Source organism: Proteus sp. TJ1640, assembly GCF_003144445.1.
GTDB lineage: Bacteria > Pseudomonadota > Gammaproteobacteria > Enterobacterales > Enterobacteriaceae > Proteus > Proteus penneri.
The window spans coordinates 158,539-175,434 of the sequence record NZ_PENY01000018.1; the positions used below are offsets into that span (position 1 = coordinate 158,539).

Here is a 16,896-nt window from a genome sequence, read left to right on the forward strand (position 1 = left end):
ATGAATTTAGAATCTATTATAAAACTAACATCCGCTGATATGACTGCGGTAAATGAGGCAATCCTTTACCAGCTTAATTCAGATGTTTCTTTGATAAACCAACTTGGTTACTACATCATTAGTGGTGGTGGTAAAAGGATCCGACCAATGATCGCAGTGCTCACTGGACGAGCATTGGACTATCAAGGTGACAAACATATCTCGGTCGCCGCGCTGATCGAATTTATTCATACTGCAACATTGTTACATGATGATGTTGTTGATGAATCTGATATGCGCAGAGGAAAACAAACGGCAAATGCTGTCTTTGGCAATGCTGCTAGTGTACTTGTTGGCGACTTTATTTATACACGATCCTTTCAAATGATGACGGATCTTGATTCGATGCGTGTACTAAAATTAATGTCTAGCGCCACCAATGTGATCGCTGAAGGTGAAGTTTTACAGCTAATGAATTGTAACGATCCTGACATTTCTGAAGATGACTATATGCAAGTTATCTACAGCAAAACAGCTCGTCTTTTTGAAGCCGCTTCTCATGCATCAGCAATCCTTTCGGGTGCAACGCCTGAGCAAGAAAAAGCATTCCAAGATTATGGTCGTTATCTTGGGACTGCTTTTCAGCTCATTGACGATTTGCTTGATTATGATGCAGATAACAACCAGTTGGGTAAAAACACTGGTGATGATCTCGATGAAGGTAAACCAACGTTGCCATTACTTCATGCTATGCATAATGGCAATGAAGAAGAATCCAAATTAATTCGTCAAGCCATTGAGCAAGGTAATGGCCGTCATTTATTGGATACTGTTTTAAATACTATGAAACAGTGTGGCTCTTTGGAATATACCCGTCAAAAAGCAGAAGAAGAAGCAGACAAAGCGATTGAAGCTTTATCAATTATACCTAACTCACCGTATAAAGATGCACTTATTGGGCTTGCTCACGTCGCTGTGCAACGTCAATCATAACATTAATGTAATAATGTAAAAAAGCCCGCTAGAGCGACTACATCGATTCTGGTGGGCTTTTTAATTTATTGAGAACTTCTTCGTTTTCTCGTTCGATAGCATCTTGATTATCCGCATCAATATAGCTAATAAGCTTTGCTAGCCCTTCGCGCAGTACGAATTTCACAATCTTTTCTCGTTCTGATTTAGTCAATTGATAATAGGCTTCAACCCAAATCAAAAAGGCATCCTGACGTTTAGATAAATACTCTGCTGGAGGTTCATGTGCAGCGAGCACACTAATCACCTCATCAGGCAGACTTTTTACGGAATACTCGACAGCTTTACCCTGCACGCCACGTTTACGACGGTTTTCCCATCCTTCACGACGCGCCATCAAGTTAACTCCCTGCGGGGAGTTAGGTAACCCCGCAAGCCCCACTAATTCTTTCGCTGTATACCATTCTTTTTTCATGATCTCATCTCACATTCAACTAAGAGGTTAGTCAGATAGATATCTGTTGCGGATAACGCAATAATAGATTCTTTAAAATCACCTAATCATTAACGAATTTTTCTAAAAAACTTCTAATACCATCCCGCAATATCAGCTCTGTTAATGTTTTTTGTTCACCATCATTTAGTTGTTGGAATGCTTTCACCCAGATAACGAGTGGCTCCTCTTTTTTATTTAGTTTGTAATGTGCTAATGGCTCATAAAGTTCTAGAGCAATTAATGTTTCTTCTGGTAAACAAGAATAATGATATTCAACACCATTACCTTGCTTATTTTTTACATTCTGTTTTTGCCAAGACTCGCGTCTCGCTTTTGAATTTACACCTTGTGGTGATTTAGGTAATCCACCTATACCCGTCAATTCCTTTGCCGTATACCACTCTTTTTTCATTATGTTTCTCTAAAATTGTTATCAACTTCAAAAAAGAAATTATTAAGAAAAAAATCAGAAATCTTTTTAGAAAAATAATGTTATTTTATTTTCTAAATAATCAGTTTAAATGCTTTAGGACATTTCTAATAAACTGTTATTTATACCACTAACACAGCAATCAATTTTATAGAAAAAGGATTAAAAATGATTTCAAGGAAATCTGATTGGCATCCTGCCGATATTATTGCCGCACTTAGAAAACGAGGAACAACACTTGCTGCCATCTCTCGCAAAGCTGGGTTAAGCTCTTCAACTCTCGCTAATGCACTGTCACGACCTTGGCCTAAAGGAGAGAAAATCATTGCAGATTATCTTGGTGTAGCTCCTAGTGAAATTTGGCCTAGCCGTTATTTCCATCCTGAAACAGGAGAATTACTTGAACGAAAGATTCGTATCAAAACTAATAATTAACTAATAATTACAGGCATTATAATTAATAAAAAAAACCGCTGATATAGTATCAGCGGTTTTTATTTAAATTTGCATTATTTTTATAGCAAAAATAAGTATTTCTTTATTTATTAATAAATTCTTCACCAAGAATTATATCTTTTTTCAATACATCTAACATACCATTTAGAGATTGCTTTTCAAAATCACTCAATTTGCCAATAGATAAATATTCCTCTACACCGTTTTTACCTAAAAGAATAGGTTGTGCAAAGAAACGGGCATATTCTCCATCACCTTCTGTATAGGTACATTCAATAATATTTTTCTCGCCATTTAAAGCGCGAATTAATGAAAGACCAAAACGTGCGGCTGCTTGCCCCATAGATAATGTTGCAGATCCGCCACCAGCTTTTGCTTCAACAACCTCAGTACCTGCGTTTTGAATACGTTTAGTCAACGCTGCAACTTCATCATCGCTAAATGAAACGCCGTCAACTTGAGAAAGTAGAGGAAGAATAGTCACACCAGAGTGTCCACCAATCACAGGAACGTTGGTTTTTTGTGGATCTTTACCTTTTAGTTCTGCAACAAAGGTATTGGCGCGAATAATGTCGAGTGTAGTGATACCGAAAAGACGTTTCTTATCGTAAACGCCTGCTTTCTTAAGCACTTCTGCTGCGATAGCAACGGTTGTATTCACTGGGTTAGTAATGATACCAATAAGTGCTTTCGGGCAATTTTCTGCAACCTTTTCAATTAGGTTACGCACAATACCAGCGTTAACATTGAAAAGATCTGAACGATCCATGCCTGGTTTACGAGCAACGCCCGCTGAAATCAGAACAACATCAGCGCCTTTTAGCGCAGGGGAAGGATCTTCACCCGCAAAACCTTTTACAGTAACTTGAGTCGGGATATGGCTTAAGTCAGCTGCAACACCCGGTGTGACGGGAGCGATATCATATAAAGAGAGTTCACTACCAGCTGGAAGCTGATTTTTAAGAAGAAGCGCCAGTGCCTGACCAATACCGCCTGCTGCACCGAGAACTGCTACTTTCATTCTGATACTCCTTAGTTTACGAGATAGTGGAACGCCTTCGAGATACTCACTATTACGCAATTCACCTTTAAAAAAACAATTATTTAACAGCAATATTGCATAATAAGGCATTTTCAGTGAAAAATAATACTTTGGTTATTCTAAACAAATTGCTTATCTGTTAATGAGATAGCGGACACTCTTTTGATAAATAATTTCAATAAATATGATAAAGTGTTAAGTACACCATCATCCTTATGATAATCATTTAAGCTTATCATTTAATTAACAAATATTTTACTTTACTTAAATTATCACATTCACACGCTGTAAATAAATTTTTTTTGCAATACATTCTAATTTACAATTTTGAGGAGGCCATCACTCACCTTCCTTCGTCTTATGTTGCATAAAAATTCACTTCTCTGCATAATACACAGGTTATTGATAACTCACTAAAGGTGAACTATGCGCGTTCCTTCTAAGCAAGAAGACTTGGTTAAAGCGTTTAAAGCCCTGCTGAAAGAAGAAAAATTCAGTTCACAAGGCGAGATTGTGACAGCATTACAAGAGGCTGGATTTGATAATATTAATCAGTCCAAAATCTCTCGCATGCTAACAAAATTTGGTGCAGTAAGAACCCGTAATGCCAAAATGGAAATGGTGTATTGCCTTCCTACTGAGCTTGGTGTACCAACAGCAAGTAGCCCATTAAAAAATCTGGTACTCGATATCGATCATAACCATTCTGTTGTAGTAATAAGAACGAGTCCGGGTGCGGCACAACTTATTGCACGTTTACTAGATTCATTAGGTAAAGCAGAAGGGATCCTTGGCAGTATTGCGGGTGATGACACTATTTTTTCAACACCAGCACCAGGATTTTCCACAGAAGAATTACGAGACGCTATTCTGAATCTGTTTGATCAGGAATTATAATTCGTCTCTCTACCGCTTCAAAAAGTAAGCCACTGAATTTTCAGTGGCTTCTTATTTTTAATACGGATTATCAAGATCTTTAGGCTGTGCTAATTTTGCAAGTAGTTTTTCATGAATACCACCAAAGCCGCCATTACTCATAATCAAAATATGATCGCCCGCTTGTGCTTCTTTCGCAATCATATCCACTAATGTATCAAGATCGGTACTCCAACGAGCGGGCTGTACGCAATGCTCTGCAATATCACTCACTAACCATTGAATATTCGGTGGCTGGAATAAAAAGACTTCGTCAGCACGACCTAATGCTGGAGCGATATCATCCTTGCTAATGCCCATTTTCATGGTATTTGAACGAGGCTCTAACACCGCAATAATACGAGCCGTTCCGCCGACTTTACTGCGTAACGCTTCAAGTGTTGCCAAAATCGCTGTGGGATGATGTGCAAAATCATCATAAACACTGACTTGGTTAACCTCACCACGTAGCTCTAAGCGACGACGTGCATTAATAAACTTATTCAATGCTTCACAAGCATCAGCAGGTAAAACACCAACGTAGTGCGCTGCAACAATCGCCATTAAGCCATTTTGCATGTTGTGTTCCCCAGAAAGCCCCCAACACACCTCTCCGACTCGCTCATCTTTGTGAAATACTTCAAAATGACTACTGTCATTACTGAGTTTTTTGGCTTGCCAATCCCCAGTTTCTCCCGTGAACTCTTGTTCACTCCAACATCCCATGCCAATAGTCTGTTTTAAATTCATATCATTGTCAGGCATGATGATTTTCCCTGAGCCAGGGACGATACGAACTAAATGATGGAATTGTTTTTGAATTGCAGCTAAATCATCAAAAATATCGGCGTGATCGAACTCAAGGTTATTTAAAATCAGCGTGCGTGGAGAATAATGAACAAATTTAGAGCGTTTATCAAAGAAAGCACTGTCATACTCATCTGCTTCAATCACAAAGAAGGGGCTTTCGCCTAACTGTGCTGACACTTGGAAATTACCCGGTACGCCACCAATTAAAAAACCAGGTTTATAACCACAATCTTCTAAAACCCAAGCCAACATACCTGCTGTTGTAGTTTTACCATGAGTTCCTGCAACCGCTAATACCCAACGTTCAGGTAAAATATAATCATGTAGCCATTGAGGGCCTGAAGTATAAGGCAGGCCTTTTTCAAGTACAGCTTCAACACAAGGATTTCCTCGTGTCATCGCATTACCTATAATCACCATGTCAGGAGCAGGTTCTAATTGTTTAGGGTCATACCCCTCAATCAATTCAATTCCCTGATTTTCTAATAAAGTACTCATGGGTGGATAGACATTAGCATCAGAGCCTGTAACTTTATGTCCCTTCGCTCGAGCTAAAATGGCAAGACTTCCCATAAAGGTGCCACAAATACCAAGAATATGAATGTGCATGAATTTCTGTCCAATAGCATGAAGTTGGTCACTATTCTAACGATCAAAAAGCAGATAAGAAACGGATTAACCTTTGAATCATCCAATTCTTTGGCTAAACTTGCCACCACCAAGGAGTTTTTCCTCCTTTTTTACTTTACCCACTCACATTCAGGACCTGCGTCATGAAAACATTAGGCGAATTTATCGTCGAGAAACAACAAGATTTTCCCCATGCAACTGGTGAACTTACGGCATTACTTTCAGCAATTAAGCTTGGGGCTAAAATTATTCACCGTGATATCAACAAAGCAGGGTTAGTCGATATTCTTGGTACTAACGGTGTTTCTAATGTTCAAGGTGAAGCCCAGATGAAACTGGATCTTTACGCGAATGAGAAACTCAAGGCTGCATTAAAAGCACGTGGTGAAGTTGCGGGTATCGGATCAGAAGAAGAAGATGATATTGTTATCTTTGAAGGTGATCGTGCTGAAAATGCTAAGTATGTCGTGTTAATGGATCCATTAGATGGTTCTTCGAATATTGATGTAAACGTTTCCGTCGGTACTATTTTCTCTATTTACCACCGTATTACACCTATTGGCCAATCAGTAACCTTAGATGACTTCTTACAACCAGGTCATCGTCAAGTAGCTGCTGGCTATGTCGTTTATGGCTCATCAACCATGTTAGTTTATACAACAGGTTGTGGTGTTCATGCCTTTACTTATGATCCTTCTTTAGGTGTATTCTGTTTATCTCATGAAAGTGTACAATTTCCACCAACAGGAAATATGTACTCAATCAACGAAGGTAATTACATCAAATTCCCATTAGGTGTAAAAAAATACATTAAATATTGCCAAGAACAAGATGCTGCAACAAATCGCCCTTATACCACACGTTATATTGGTTCTTTAGTTGCTGATTTTCATCGCAACTTACTGAAAGGGGGGATTTATATTTACCCAAGTACGGCAAGCCACCCTACTGGTAAATTACGTTTGCTGTATGAATGCAATCCAATGGCGTTCTTAGCTGAACAGGCTGGCGGTAAAGCAAGTAACGGTAAAGAACGTATTCTTGATATCGAACCCAAAGAACTTCACCAACGTATGCCTTTCTTTGTTGGGACTAAATCGATGGTTGAACAAGCTGAAAGCTTTATGGCGCAATATCCTGACGAAGAATAATTCATTGGCTTAGTCGCCATCGCCATATAGATAAACCGGGCTTCTCTTTCGTCCGGTTTTTTCATCTTTAGAAATAGAGTCTCTTTTTATTTACTGCTCATTTTTGCATCATAACGCAACAGGTTTGGCAAAAAACGGGTATTGTTAAAAACTTTTCGCTATACTACAGGCCACGTAAAATTATTTTTTATAGGAAATTTTTTATGAGCCTGAATCATGTTCCTGCTGGTAAAGAACTACCAGAAGATATCTATGTTGTTATTGAAATTCCAGCAAACGCTGATCCTATCAAATACGAAGTGGATAAAGAAAGTGGCGCACTGTTTGTTGACCGTTTTATGTCAACTGCAATGTTCTACCCATGCAACTACGGTTACATTAACAACACGTTATCTTTAGATGGTGATCCAGTAGACGTTCTGGTTCCAACTCCATATCCATTACAACCAGGTTCAGTTATTCGTTGCCGTCCTGTTGGCGTACTGAAAATGACTGACGAATCAGGTGAAGATGCGAAACTGGTTGCAGTTCCACACACAAAACTGAGCAAAGAATACGATCACATTAAAGATGTGAACGATTTGCCTGAACTGTTAAAAGCACAGATCAAACATTTCTTTGAGCACTATAAAGATTTAGAAACTGGCAAATGGGTTAAGGTTGACGGTTGGGAAGGCGTAGAAGCAGCTAAAGCTGAAATTCTGTCTTCTTTCGAACGCGCTAAAAAATAAATCTGTATAATAAGAATTAGCTTGATAAACAATCTGTTGATTGCTTAACAAAAATAAGCCCACATCAATAAATGTGGGCTTATTTTATGAATATCAATTTTGATTATTTAACCGCATAATAAGCATTATGCCACTCATCAAGGTGATCGCCATGGCGATTATCATCAATGTATAGACTGTCGAAACATTCCCTGTGGAGAAAAAGAGTACCCCCCCAATAATAGGCAATATCAATTGGTTAAATAAAATAATTAGTGAGGAAATACTGGCTAATTGTGTTACAGGAATAATTTCTATTCTTAACATCCGTAAGATATTCCCTGAAAAAACCTTACCGATAATGGATAAGGCATAAAATATAATAAAAATAGTGATATCTTTTTGAAAAATAACTAGTAAAGAAGAACTTATTGTGATGATGAAAATCGATAGAGACATTAATAATTTTCGATTTAAATAGTGGGTTAAATAACCATATAAATAGGTACCTATTACACCACAGATCCCCGCAGATATATCAATAAAGCCATAGTATTTAATGGGTAAGTTCATCGATTGATCGATTAATGCCATACCACTCGACTCAATTAATCCGTCAAACATATTATTGCCGATAGCAATAAAAATAGAAAAAATCAAAATAGGAGACATGAAAATAATCACCATTCTTTTAGTCACTCGTAATGCCTTTGTTAGGCTATTTAATTGAGTGGTGGATTGGTTCTCTTTTGGCTCTAGATAAAAGAATAAAAAAAACACTGCATTAATGAAATAGAATAGACAAGGAATAATAAGTAAATAATGGTAACCATAATCAATAAATAACATACCAATTAATGGACCGATGATCATACCAAAAAAATCCATTCTAGACATTATATTAATATGATGTTCTTTATGGTGGCTCATTAATGCAATAATTTTTTCATATGAAATCAGTGTCTGTGAATTACCAATAGAAATTAAGCTTCCTACTAATCCAAAACTAATTGCAATAACTAAATCAGAGGAAAAACCTGAAGTTAATAAAAATAAACAACCAATAATTTTACTACTATCGGAAATAATAGAAATAGGGCGAACACCTAAGGCATCAATATATTGACCAATAAGTGGTATTAAAAAAATGCGTGGTAACCACCATAAGGCGTATGTCAATCCTGTATACTCAATACTTGTTGTTAATTGATAAACAATAACAGGTGTTAAAAAAAACATTAAACCATCAGCACTTAACACCAGAAAAAGCATATAAAAAAAGACAACACGCATAATAGAAGTTACACCTTTTCTTTAATTAATACTTTAATAGGCTGGTTATTTTCATCATAAACAATAATCGATTTTGGGGTATGATGAGTGGGCTTATGTTTCATTAATTCTTGTTGTTTAGAAACAAGGAATTGATAATAGCTTAAATCTGCTGGTATTTTATTAACACGATAAGATTGATAGTTTTTATTAGAAATTTTCCAGTCAACTACATCATGGCCTGGAATATATTCTTTTTCTTTGTCTAAATAAATAATCGGCCGATTAACAGTAATAATATTCGCCATATTAAATAAAGCATGGGCAACACCACAGGGGATCACTAATTCAATATTTGGGGCAGGATTGAAAACAATTTCATCTTCATAAAAAAGCGTGGGTGAATTTTCACGCATATCCACTAACTTAACGGTAATTTCATGAGATATATCTCCTAAAAAAGTTAAATGATCTTCTTGCCCTAAATGTAATCCATAAGAGTCAAAATCATAATCCTCATGACCATGCTCAACCAGATACATAGGAGATTGTCCCGTTAATGGGACAATACCACTCTCTTTGCCAGTATGTAGGGTAGCCATTTCGCGAAATTCCACACCTAAAATAGTCGATGTAGGTAATTGTTGTTTTTGAGTATCTACCATTTTCTCTCGAAACCGTAAATTAATCTCATCACCATTATCTAAGCGGACTTTGCGGGTTTCAGAGTGTAGAAATCGATGTTGACTTAACCACTGTTGTTGTATCTCGGCAATCCGATGATAGACCAGTGCAGAAGCTTCTTCTGTCATTGGTTCATAGCCTTCAATCTCATTAATATCGATATTTTCAGGAAGGTTTATCACATCATTATTAGGTGACCAATTTAGTGTTTCACTTGCGAATTGCTCGATAGTGGGTAAAAAAAGAGAGTAGCTATTTAAGGTAAAAACATTCTCTAGATAAGAAAAAGTATGAGCGACCCCAGGGGGAATAATTAGTGTTCTTGCTGATGATGGTGTTATCTCAAAAATTAATTCTGATTTAAATGTTGGTGAGTTTTTACGACAATCAATAAATTTAGCCAATATCTTTTGTTTTTCATCACCTAAAAAAGTTAATGTATCTTGTTGACCAAGATGAATGCCGTACTGCCCATATTTAAATTCACTTTTACCATGGTAAACAATATTAATAGGATAGGTTGTTGCGAAAGGAATAACATAAGAATGCTGTTTTCCATTATTTATTCGCCAGCGAGCAATCCAGTATAATCCTACAATATTAATATTTTTATTGAGTTCATCAATATCCTTATTCACGACTACCTCCTATGCAGTTAAAAAAGCAGCCTTATGGCTGCTTTTTATTAAATACTGACAATTTCGATATCATAACCAAGTAGCTTTGCACTTTTTTTTAATTCATCTAAATTAGTTGTATTTAATTTTAAATACTTATCATCTGCAGGTGCATTTTTAATACCGGCAAGATAGGCTAGTTTATCTAATGCATCTGTTGTTACAGTTTTTGTTTGTAATATCAAATCAGTAAAACGATGATTTACTATATTGTATTTTAAATCTTTTGGTGGATTATTATAAAGTTGAGTAATATCATTTAATTTATCCATAAAATTACCTTGTTTCACTATATTAATAATAGGATAATTATCTCTTTCCCTCTCAAACAAGACTGTTTTAACATTAAATTTATTTTGTTGTCAATCAGGTCTACTATTAATAATTTTCATATCATTATAGATAAATTTTAAATAAATAATTACCGACTTAAATTTAAAACAATATAAATAAATATATTAGAATATATGACTACCTCTACTATAAATAGTAAAGTAATAATAAAAATTAAAGTTTATGATTAATTTTATAGAAAATAATATTTTCACTAAAATAAAAAAGCGCGATATTTATATCACGCTTTTTTATCATTACTAAGTCATCTATCGTAATAGCTAAAGTTTGCTTATTACTCTTCTTCGTGGCGCTTTAACCAGTCACCACATTTTATTTCACGTAAACCATCCACAGGCTTTTGATAAAGGTAGATCCAAGCACTGCCATAAGGCGTTGAAATCAGTTGTCGCTTGTAATCCTGATCATTCTTTTTCAATTCATCAAGCTCTGTCAAGATAGAGGGCGTTATCCGATAGACTTCACACTCTATCTCTCCTTCACCTTCAATAACCGCGGGGTAAAACCCTAAATCATAGAGTTTATATCCCACTAATTTATGCTCACCCAAAAGCTGTGCATAGGTCATCCAGTGATGATTGCCTTGGTTTCGCCGTAAACTACCATAAACAATAATTCGCATATAATTTAAAACTCAAATTGATAAAGCAGATCTATTGCCTGATTCATACCAGACACTGCTTGTAAATACAACCTGGGCATCAAGCGATAACGTAAGGTTAACGTCGCTAGCGAATCAAATATACCCACTCCATACTTCACTTGTAGATCGTTCGTTATCTTACCACTGACCACAACTTGTGAGCTATCCCCCACACCTTGTGTATCAAGCGCTAAATCCGAAACACCAAAGGTTTCACCTATGCGCCCTACAAGCTGACCACTCTGACCAACGCCTAATCCTATCAGCATTGCTGTCATTTGTGATGAATCAGCATCACCACTGCTTAGACCTTCGCCTCTTAACAAGTAAGATAATGCTTCTTGTTGTGTTTTAGCCGGCTCAGAGAAAATTTCCACTTTAGGCTGGTCAGCAAGCCCTGTTACTCGAACCCCCGCAATGACATTATCTGCGGTATTATCTGGATTACGAATAGCTTCGATATTTAAGTAAGGTTGATCAACAGGTCCAGAGAACAAAATTTGTCCCTTACGTACTTGTAAGTCTTGTCCATAGGCTTTGAATTCCCCTCTTGGAATATCAACTTGACCATTTAAACCTAGCCCTTGTTTATTCTGATTGACTTTAAGTGTTCCCGTCAATCGGGCTTTAAGTCCAAATGCGTCCAGCGTCACATCATCACCAATATTAATCGCTAAATTGCTTTGAATTGGAATCGATGTCTCTTTTGGTGCTATAGGTTGCAAGTTTTTATCTAGCATGACTTCATCAGAAGATGCCGATACCGCTGATTCTGGTAATTCTTGAACCACAATACGAGCCCAAGGGATATCAATACGACCATCTAATTTCAGTAAATGAGGGTTAGCCTCAAACACTAAATCAGGATTAACATCAATACGCACCATTGGAGGCAATGACACTCGTAGCTTATTACCATTAGCAGCGACTACTGCGCGCCATTCATCTAACTTACGCCAATCTGCATTCCCAGTAAGATTTAAATAACCTTCTGGCGTTTCAATTCTGCCACCTAAATCCGATGTTGCTCCATTGAATCGAACATCAACATTACCTTTCGTAATATCAAATGGGATCCAATGCCCAACCACTTTTAATTGATTAATTCCAAATTGACCAAATAACAGTGGCGATTGAGCACTTCCCCCTAAACGTAATTGAGCACCAATATTCCCTTGAGCAATTTCACCTTTACCTAAGAACGGTTTGATTAAATCTAATGTCAAATTATCAATATCAACCGTACCTGATAGTTGGCGATTTTTCTCAAGATCGGCAACATGTACATTACCTTTAAAGTCACCATTACCTGCAATACTAATCAGCCATTGCAATGTTGCTTTACCATTATTCATACCCGCATTTAAGGTAATAGCATCGAAATCAATAGGTAAAATTGTTCCTTCAATATTCTGTTTTACCGCAACACCTTGCCCTTTTAGATTGACAGATGCTTTCGGTAATCCGCCTTTTGAGTTCCATGTTGCAGTGGCATCCCCTGTAAATACGCCTTGAACAGAAGTTTCAGGTGGCAAGAACGGCTTTATCATTGCTAAGTCAAAACGTGTTAGCGTAATTGCAGCAGTTCCACTTTCACCCACGGTTATCGCTTTAGGAACACAAACTTGCGCATTTGGGTTCACCCAGCAATGAGAACCAATAGTGATCTCTTGCTTTTCTGCCAACAAATTCAGCGCCATGGCTTTATTTAAACGCCATTCACCCACAGGAGTATCAAAAGCTGTATTATTTAGCGTTCCTTTCCACTGTTGTTTCTCTTTATCAAATGATCCAGCTAATGTCAGCCCACCAGAAACAGGCTCGCCATCCATTTTCAACGTGAGTTTATGCTGTTTTTCTGTACCAGCAGCATTCAACGTTAAATTGCGAATCACTAAATCGGCTTGTTTTAACTGACGAGCAGTAATAGCTAACTTACCACCAATTTCTTTGTCCGATTGAACATCACCTTTGATAGTGATGGATTCAACACTGACTTGATCTTGCCATTTAATACCATGAGCATTGATATCAGCGATAATCTTAGGTTTGTTCATATCACCGCGGATATTCACTTTCCCTTTAATAACGCCCGCAAACCCAGGAACAAAACCATTTAAACCAGGAGCATTAATATTGGCATCTAATGCCCACTTATCACCTAAATGCCCTTCAATATCGAGGTTATTTTTACCAAGAATGAGTTTTAGTTGAGGGATATTCCATTGCCCAGAATCGTTACCATACGCATTCCCCCTTGCCTTAATTAAATTATTTTTGAAATTACCATCTAAGGTAATTTCAGGAACACGTAATTGCCAACTTCCACCATACAGGCTTCCCGTTGTAGCGATACGCCCATCTAATTTAGCGGGTATATCAGGATACTGTTTTGCAGTATTAATTCCCGAAATAGTGAGCAATGCATTCCAGCTAATTGCCTTACTCCAATCAGCGACACCGGTAATATCGGCATGACCTTGCAAAGCGGCTAAACGTAAACGCGTTAGCTCTATTTTCTCTTCATTCCCTTTCGCATCCAGCATTAATTTTGCTGGCGGGATCTCCTGACCTTCAATATCAGAGCGTAATGAAAGATCATAGTTATCGGTCTGACCATTCAAGCGTAATCGAGTGTCATTAAGTTGATACTGTACATCCCCAGTTAATGGCCAACGTACTTTTTGACTCTCTAGCGTCAGTTTTAAAGGAAGATGAGGCTTAGCCAGTTCGGCTTGAGCATCAAGGGTTGCTGTAACCGTTCCTGTTAAAGAAAGGGCGAGTTTAAGTTCTTCGAGTAACGCACCTTGCAAAGAAAGTGTGGCTTTTTGATCTTTAAAATCTTCAAGCCCCACAACATCACGAATGGTTGCGTTGATATCTAAATTAACAGGCCATTGTTTATCAAGCGTGATCCCCCCATTTAAACTGACCTCACCTTCTGGTGCATCAACACGTAATTTAGTGAGATTAACTTGCTCGCCTTGGGTATTTGCCTCAAAAGATAATTGATTGATGGTAACTGGGGTATCCCCACTTACTTGTAATTGCTTACCTTCAATACCTTCAATATTGATATCTACAGGGATAATAATTTCCGGTAATTCAGCTAATAATGGCTTAGCAAAAAGCGTTTTAATTGTGTCTGCTAATGCTTGTTCTTTTTCTTCCGGTGTTTTAGGTTCAGCTTTAGGTTTTGCAGTTGCGACTTCTTTTACATCTTGGGCAACCGCTTCAACACTACCTTCTTCTGGCGTTTTGGGTAACGCCACCAGCAAATCATTAATGACGGTTGGATTTAATGTAACTTGGCGACCTTCCCACTGAGCACCTGTTTTAAACTCATCCAGCGAAATTGCCATATCGTCAATCTTCACATGCGTATTTTCTAATGAGAGCGAGTTTAAATAGATAGGTAACGGAGCATTGAGCTCAGTTAAAGGTTCTGATGGTGGGGTTTCTTCAGAGGGTGGGAAAGCACTAGTATCAACATTAACAACCACATCGCGTGTCGCCAATGTATCAATACAAACTTGTTTATCCGTCAGGCACGCTAAACGTAATCCTAATGATAACTCACCTACATTCACATCAACTCCGGGCATTTGATATTCAACACCCGTTAAACGTAGATCTTTCCAGCCACCATTAACATCTTTGATAACTAAACCTGGAACCCAGCGAGCTGCACTATTAATGGCAAAATGCAAACCAGATTGTGTTCCTAAGATCCAAGCTACAGCGCCAAATGTAAGCAAAATAATGATAAGGAGTGTTAACGCAATCCATTTCAACCACTTTTTTATCATAACTCTGCTCCTAACCCGATATAAAACTGGAGTCTACGTTTATCAACGTCACTCACAGGTAATGCTAAATCAAATTTAATTGGACCCACTGGGGATGCCCAACGAACACCTGCACCCGCACCTGTTTTAAAATCACTACGAGTAAAATCATTAACGGCTTCGCCACTATCAATAAAGACAGCACTCCACCAATTACCCGTAACGTTATATTGATATTCTACCGATCCAACGAGCATCCTTGATGCCCCTGTTAAATTACCTTTACTATCTTCTGGTGAAATACTTTGGTATTTAAAGCCTCGAACACTTCTATCACCACCAGCAAAGAAACGTAACTCAGGTGGTACTTGCTCAAACGCATTGGTTTCAATCCAACCAAAATTACCTCTTACCACAAAACGATGTCCTTCCCATGGTGTACGGATCCAAACCTGTTGAGCTTGGAATGCAGCAAACTCAACATCAGAACCCCATATTTTATTGGAGTAGTCTAATGAGTAACGTTGGCTGTCTCCCCAATAAGGCATCATTCCACCGCGTTGACGTACACGGCTGGCTGTAACACCGGGATAAAGCAACATGGTGGTATTTGTGACTTCACCTTGGGTAAAGTGGCTGAGACTCCAACGTGTATTCACACTGTATTGCCAGCCTGTCGACATATCCCAGTTACGAGACACATTTAGTGTTGTGGTATCAGAACGAGTATCATTTAAATCGGTACGTTTAAAACCACCTTGAACACCATAGTACTGCTCTAATGGATTCACTTTCAGTGGAATTTTATAGTTAGCACCAATAGATTGTTCAGGCTGAGAAACACTGATATTAGAGGTTAAACTATGGCCTCGTGAGTTCATCCAAGGCTTATCCCACTGCATATTAAGGCGAGGGCCAACATCTGTAGCATAACCACCACCAAGCTCAACATAGTTACGAGAGCGAGGTGTTACAACTGCACTCATCGGTAACAAATAAGAGCCTTCTGCACGCGCTTTAGCAATATCGGGCGTCACAACCGCAGAGTTAAACCACCCCGTTGCGGCTAAACGGCGATTAAATTCAGCCAGATCTTCTGATGCATAATATTGTCCCTCTTTAAAAGGAACGATATTTTGTAGGTAGTCTTCACGAATTTGAGATCCTGTATAATTCACTTTTCCAAAACGATAGCGTTCTCCACTATCGAAAACAAAATCCCAATATGAGGCATGATTATCTAAAGAAACGCCTAACTGGCTTTTATCCATTTCAGCATCAAAATAACCTCGACGGATAGCAAGTCCTGTTAATGAACCTTTGAGCTTTTCATAAGCTGCATGATTTAACACACTATCAAGAGGAGGCGTATTTTCTTTAATAACTTTTGCATATTGCTCATCGGTTTTAGCACCACCTTCTAGAACAATATCAACCCCTTTTAATAAAATAGGAATACCCGGTTCAACTTTAGCGGTTAATACTGATCGTGCAGGCGGTGTATTTTCTTGATAGGAGAATGTTATTGTTGGCTGATAATAGCCTAAAGGGCGAAGTCCTTCTTTAATTGCCTTTTCAACACGCGCGCGAAAACGCCCGTCAGGTGCAACTTCTTCTGTTGTAATGTTCGATAATTGGACTCGTGCATTTTTTTCGAGCTGCCCTTCTAAACCTTCTACTTTTAAACGCAAATTTGCCCCATAGGCAACAGGCGCGATAAAAGACAAACAGAGAACGTAGATAACGGAGTATCTCGGCACGTTTTCTCCTCAATATTATTTAATCCATGTGATGAATTGACGACAAACTATCTTAAGCTTTATTGTAGATTTAGTTTATAACAATATTAAATCTTTAATATAGTAAAGCGTTTACAAATATACAAAT

15 protein-coding genes are annotated in these 16,896 nt (G+C 37.8%); 5 read left to right on the forward strand and 10 right to left on the reverse strand.

Going from position 1 to position 16,896, the window contains the following annotated elements; genetic code table 11:
- Window positions 1-972, forward strand: a complete 972-nt coding sequence (gene ispB / locus DK861_RS06930) for an octaprenyl diphosphate synthase (RefSeq protein ID WP_006535708.1) — start codon at window positions 1-3, stop codon at window positions 970-972.
- Window positions 973-1,009: 37 nt separating this feature from the next.
- Here ispB and DK861_RS06935 read toward each other — a convergent pair whose 3' ends face one another.
- Complete coding sequence (locus DK861_RS06935) at window positions 1,010-1,426, reverse strand: DNA-binding protein (RefSeq protein ID WP_006535709.1); 417 nt, start codon at window positions 1,424-1,426, stop codon at window positions 1,010-1,012.
- An 82-nt stretch (window positions 1,427-1,508) separates the two neighbouring features.
- Window positions 1,509-1,859: a DNA-binding protein gene (locus DK861_RS06940; RefSeq protein ID WP_109399661.1), complete on the reverse strand. Its 351-nt coding sequence runs from the start codon at window positions 1,857-1,859 to the stop codon at window positions 1,509-1,511.
- A gap of 186 nt (window positions 1,860-2,045) precedes the next feature.
- Here DK861_RS06940 and DK861_RS06945 point away from each other — a divergent pair, with 186 nt between their 5' ends.
- Complete coding sequence (locus DK861_RS06945; RefSeq protein ID WP_006535711.1) at window positions 2,046-2,312, forward strand: helix-turn-helix transcriptional regulator; 267 nt, start codon at window positions 2,046-2,048, stop codon at window positions 2,310-2,312.
- A gap of 103 nt (window positions 2,313-2,415) precedes the next feature.
- On the opposite strand, the gene mdh is transcribed toward DK861_RS06945, so the two are convergent.
- Window positions 2,416-3,354 carry a malate dehydrogenase gene (gene mdh, locus DK861_RS06950; protein ID WP_072064560.1) on the reverse strand — a complete coding sequence of 313 codons (939 nt, stop codon included), beginning with the start codon at window positions 3,352-3,354 and terminating at the stop codon, window positions 2,416-2,418.
- A 447-nt stretch (window positions 3,355-3,801) separates the two neighbouring features.
- Between mdh and argR the strand changes: the two genes are divergently transcribed.
- Window positions 3,802-4,272, forward strand: a complete 471-nt coding sequence (gene argR, locus DK861_RS06955; protein WP_006535714.1) for a transcriptional regulator ArgR — start codon at window positions 3,802-3,804, stop codon at window positions 4,270-4,272.
- 57 nt (window positions 4,273-4,329) lie between these two features.
- On the opposite strand, the gene mpl is transcribed toward argR, so the two are convergent.
- Entirely contained in the window at window positions 4,330-5,709 is a 1,380-nt protein-coding gene (gene mpl, locus DK861_RS06960; protein WP_109399662.1) for a UDP-N-acetylmuramate:L-alanyl-gamma-D-glutamyl-meso-diaminopimelate ligase, read from the reverse strand.
- Between the two features lie 164 nt (window positions 5,710-5,873).
- Here mpl and fbp point away from each other — a divergent pair, with 164 nt between their 5' ends.
- Window positions 5,874-6,881 carry a class 1 fructose-bisphosphatase gene (gene fbp / locus DK861_RS06965; protein ID WP_006535716.1) on the forward strand — a complete coding sequence of 336 codons (1,008 nt, stop codon included), beginning with the start codon at window positions 5,874-5,876 and terminating at the stop codon, window positions 6,879-6,881.
- Window positions 6,882-7,084: 203 nt separating this feature from the next.
- A complete protein-coding gene (gene ppa, locus DK861_RS06970; protein WP_006535717.1) occupies window positions 7,085-7,612 on the forward strand; it encodes an inorganic diphosphatase in 528 nt (175 codons plus the stop codon).
- Between the two features lie 93 nt (window positions 7,613-7,705).
- Here ppa and DK861_RS06975 read toward each other — a convergent pair whose 3' ends face one another.
- The 6 genes from DK861_RS06975 to DK861_RS07000 form a co-directional block, all read right to left on the reverse strand.
- A complete protein-coding gene (locus tag DK861_RS06975) occupies window positions 7,706-8,884 on the reverse strand; it encodes an MFS transporter (RefSeq protein WP_109399663.1) in 1,179 nt (392 codons plus the stop codon).
- 8 nt (window positions 8,885-8,892) lie between these two features.
- A complete protein-coding gene (locus DK861_RS06980) occupies window positions 8,893-10,185 on the reverse strand; it encodes a dTDP-4-dehydrorhamnose 3,5-epimerase family protein (protein ID WP_109399664.1) in 1,293 nt (430 codons plus the stop codon).
- A gap of 47 nt (window positions 10,186-10,232) precedes the next feature.
- Window positions 10,233-10,496 carry an XRE family transcriptional regulator gene (locus DK861_RS06985; protein ID WP_109399665.1) on the reverse strand — a complete coding sequence of 88 codons (264 nt, stop codon included), beginning with the start codon at window positions 10,494-10,496 and terminating at the stop codon, window positions 10,233-10,235.
- 356 nt (window positions 10,497-10,852) lie between these two features.
- Window positions 10,853-11,200, reverse strand: coding sequence for a gamma-glutamylcyclotransferase (locus tag DK861_RS06990; protein ID WP_036939401.1), 348 nt, complete (start codon window positions 11,198-11,200; stop codon window positions 10,853-10,855).
- 5 nt (window positions 11,201-11,205) lie between these two features.
- Window positions 11,206-15,027, reverse strand: a complete 3,822-nt coding sequence (locus tag DK861_RS06995) for a translocation/assembly module TamB domain-containing protein (RefSeq protein WP_109399715.1) — start codon at window positions 15,025-15,027, stop codon at window positions 11,206-11,208.
- Window positions 15,027-16,769: an autotransporter assembly complex family protein gene (locus DK861_RS07000; protein WP_109399666.1), complete on the reverse strand. Its 1,743-nt coding sequence runs from the start codon at window positions 16,767-16,769 to the stop codon at window positions 15,027-15,029. Before DK861_RS07000 ends, DK861_RS06995 begins: the two co-directional genes overlap by 1 nt.
- Between the last annotated feature and the right edge of the window lie 127 nt (window positions 16,770-16,896).

Excerpts from the sequence above, each read along its gene's own strand:
- DK861_RS06945 (WP_006535711.1), top strand. The coding sequence starts at position 2,046 with ATGATTTCAAGGAAATCTGATTGGCATCCTGCCGATATTATTGCCGCA.
- DK861_RS06985 (WP_109399665.1), bottom strand. The coding sequence starts at position 10,496 with ATGGATAAATTAAATGATATTACTCAACTTTATAATAATCCACCAAAA.
- DK861_RS06940 (WP_109399661.1), bottom strand. The coding sequence starts at position 1,859 with ATGAAAAAAGAGTGGTATACGGCAAAGGAATTGACGGGTATAGGTGGA.
- argR (WP_006535714.1), top strand. The coding sequence starts at position 3,802 with ATGCGCGTTCCTTCTAAGCAAGAAGACTTGGTTAAAGCGTTTAAAGCC.
- ppa (WP_006535717.1), top strand. The coding sequence starts at position 7,085 with ATGAGCCTGAATCATGTTCCTGCTGGTAAAGAACTACCAGAAGATATC.
- mpl (WP_109399662.1), bottom strand. The coding sequence starts at position 5,709 with ATGCACATTCATATTCTTGGTATTTGTGGCACCTTTATGGGAAGTCTT.
- ispB (WP_006535708.1), top strand. The coding sequence starts at position 1 with ATGAATTTAGAATCTATTATAAAACTAACATCCGCTGATATGACTGCG.
- DK861_RS06975 (WP_109399663.1), bottom strand. The coding sequence starts at position 8,884 with ATGCGTGTTGTCTTTTTTTATATGCTTTTTCTGGTGTTAAGTGCTGAT.
- DK861_RS06935 (WP_006535709.1), bottom strand. The coding sequence starts at position 1,426 with ATGAAAAAAGAATGGTATACAGCGAAAGAATTAGTGGGGCTTGCGGGG.
- fbp (WP_006535716.1), top strand. The coding sequence starts at position 5,874 with ATGAAAACATTAGGCGAATTTATCGTCGAGAAACAACAAGATTTTCCC.
- mdh (WP_072064560.1), bottom strand. The coding sequence starts at position 3,354 with ATGAAAGTAGCAGTTCTCGGTGCAGCAGGCGGTATTGGTCAGGCACTG.
- DK861_RS06990 (WP_036939401.1), bottom strand. The coding sequence starts at position 11,200 with ATGCGAATTATTGTTTATGGTAGTTTACGGCGAAACCAAGGCAATCAT.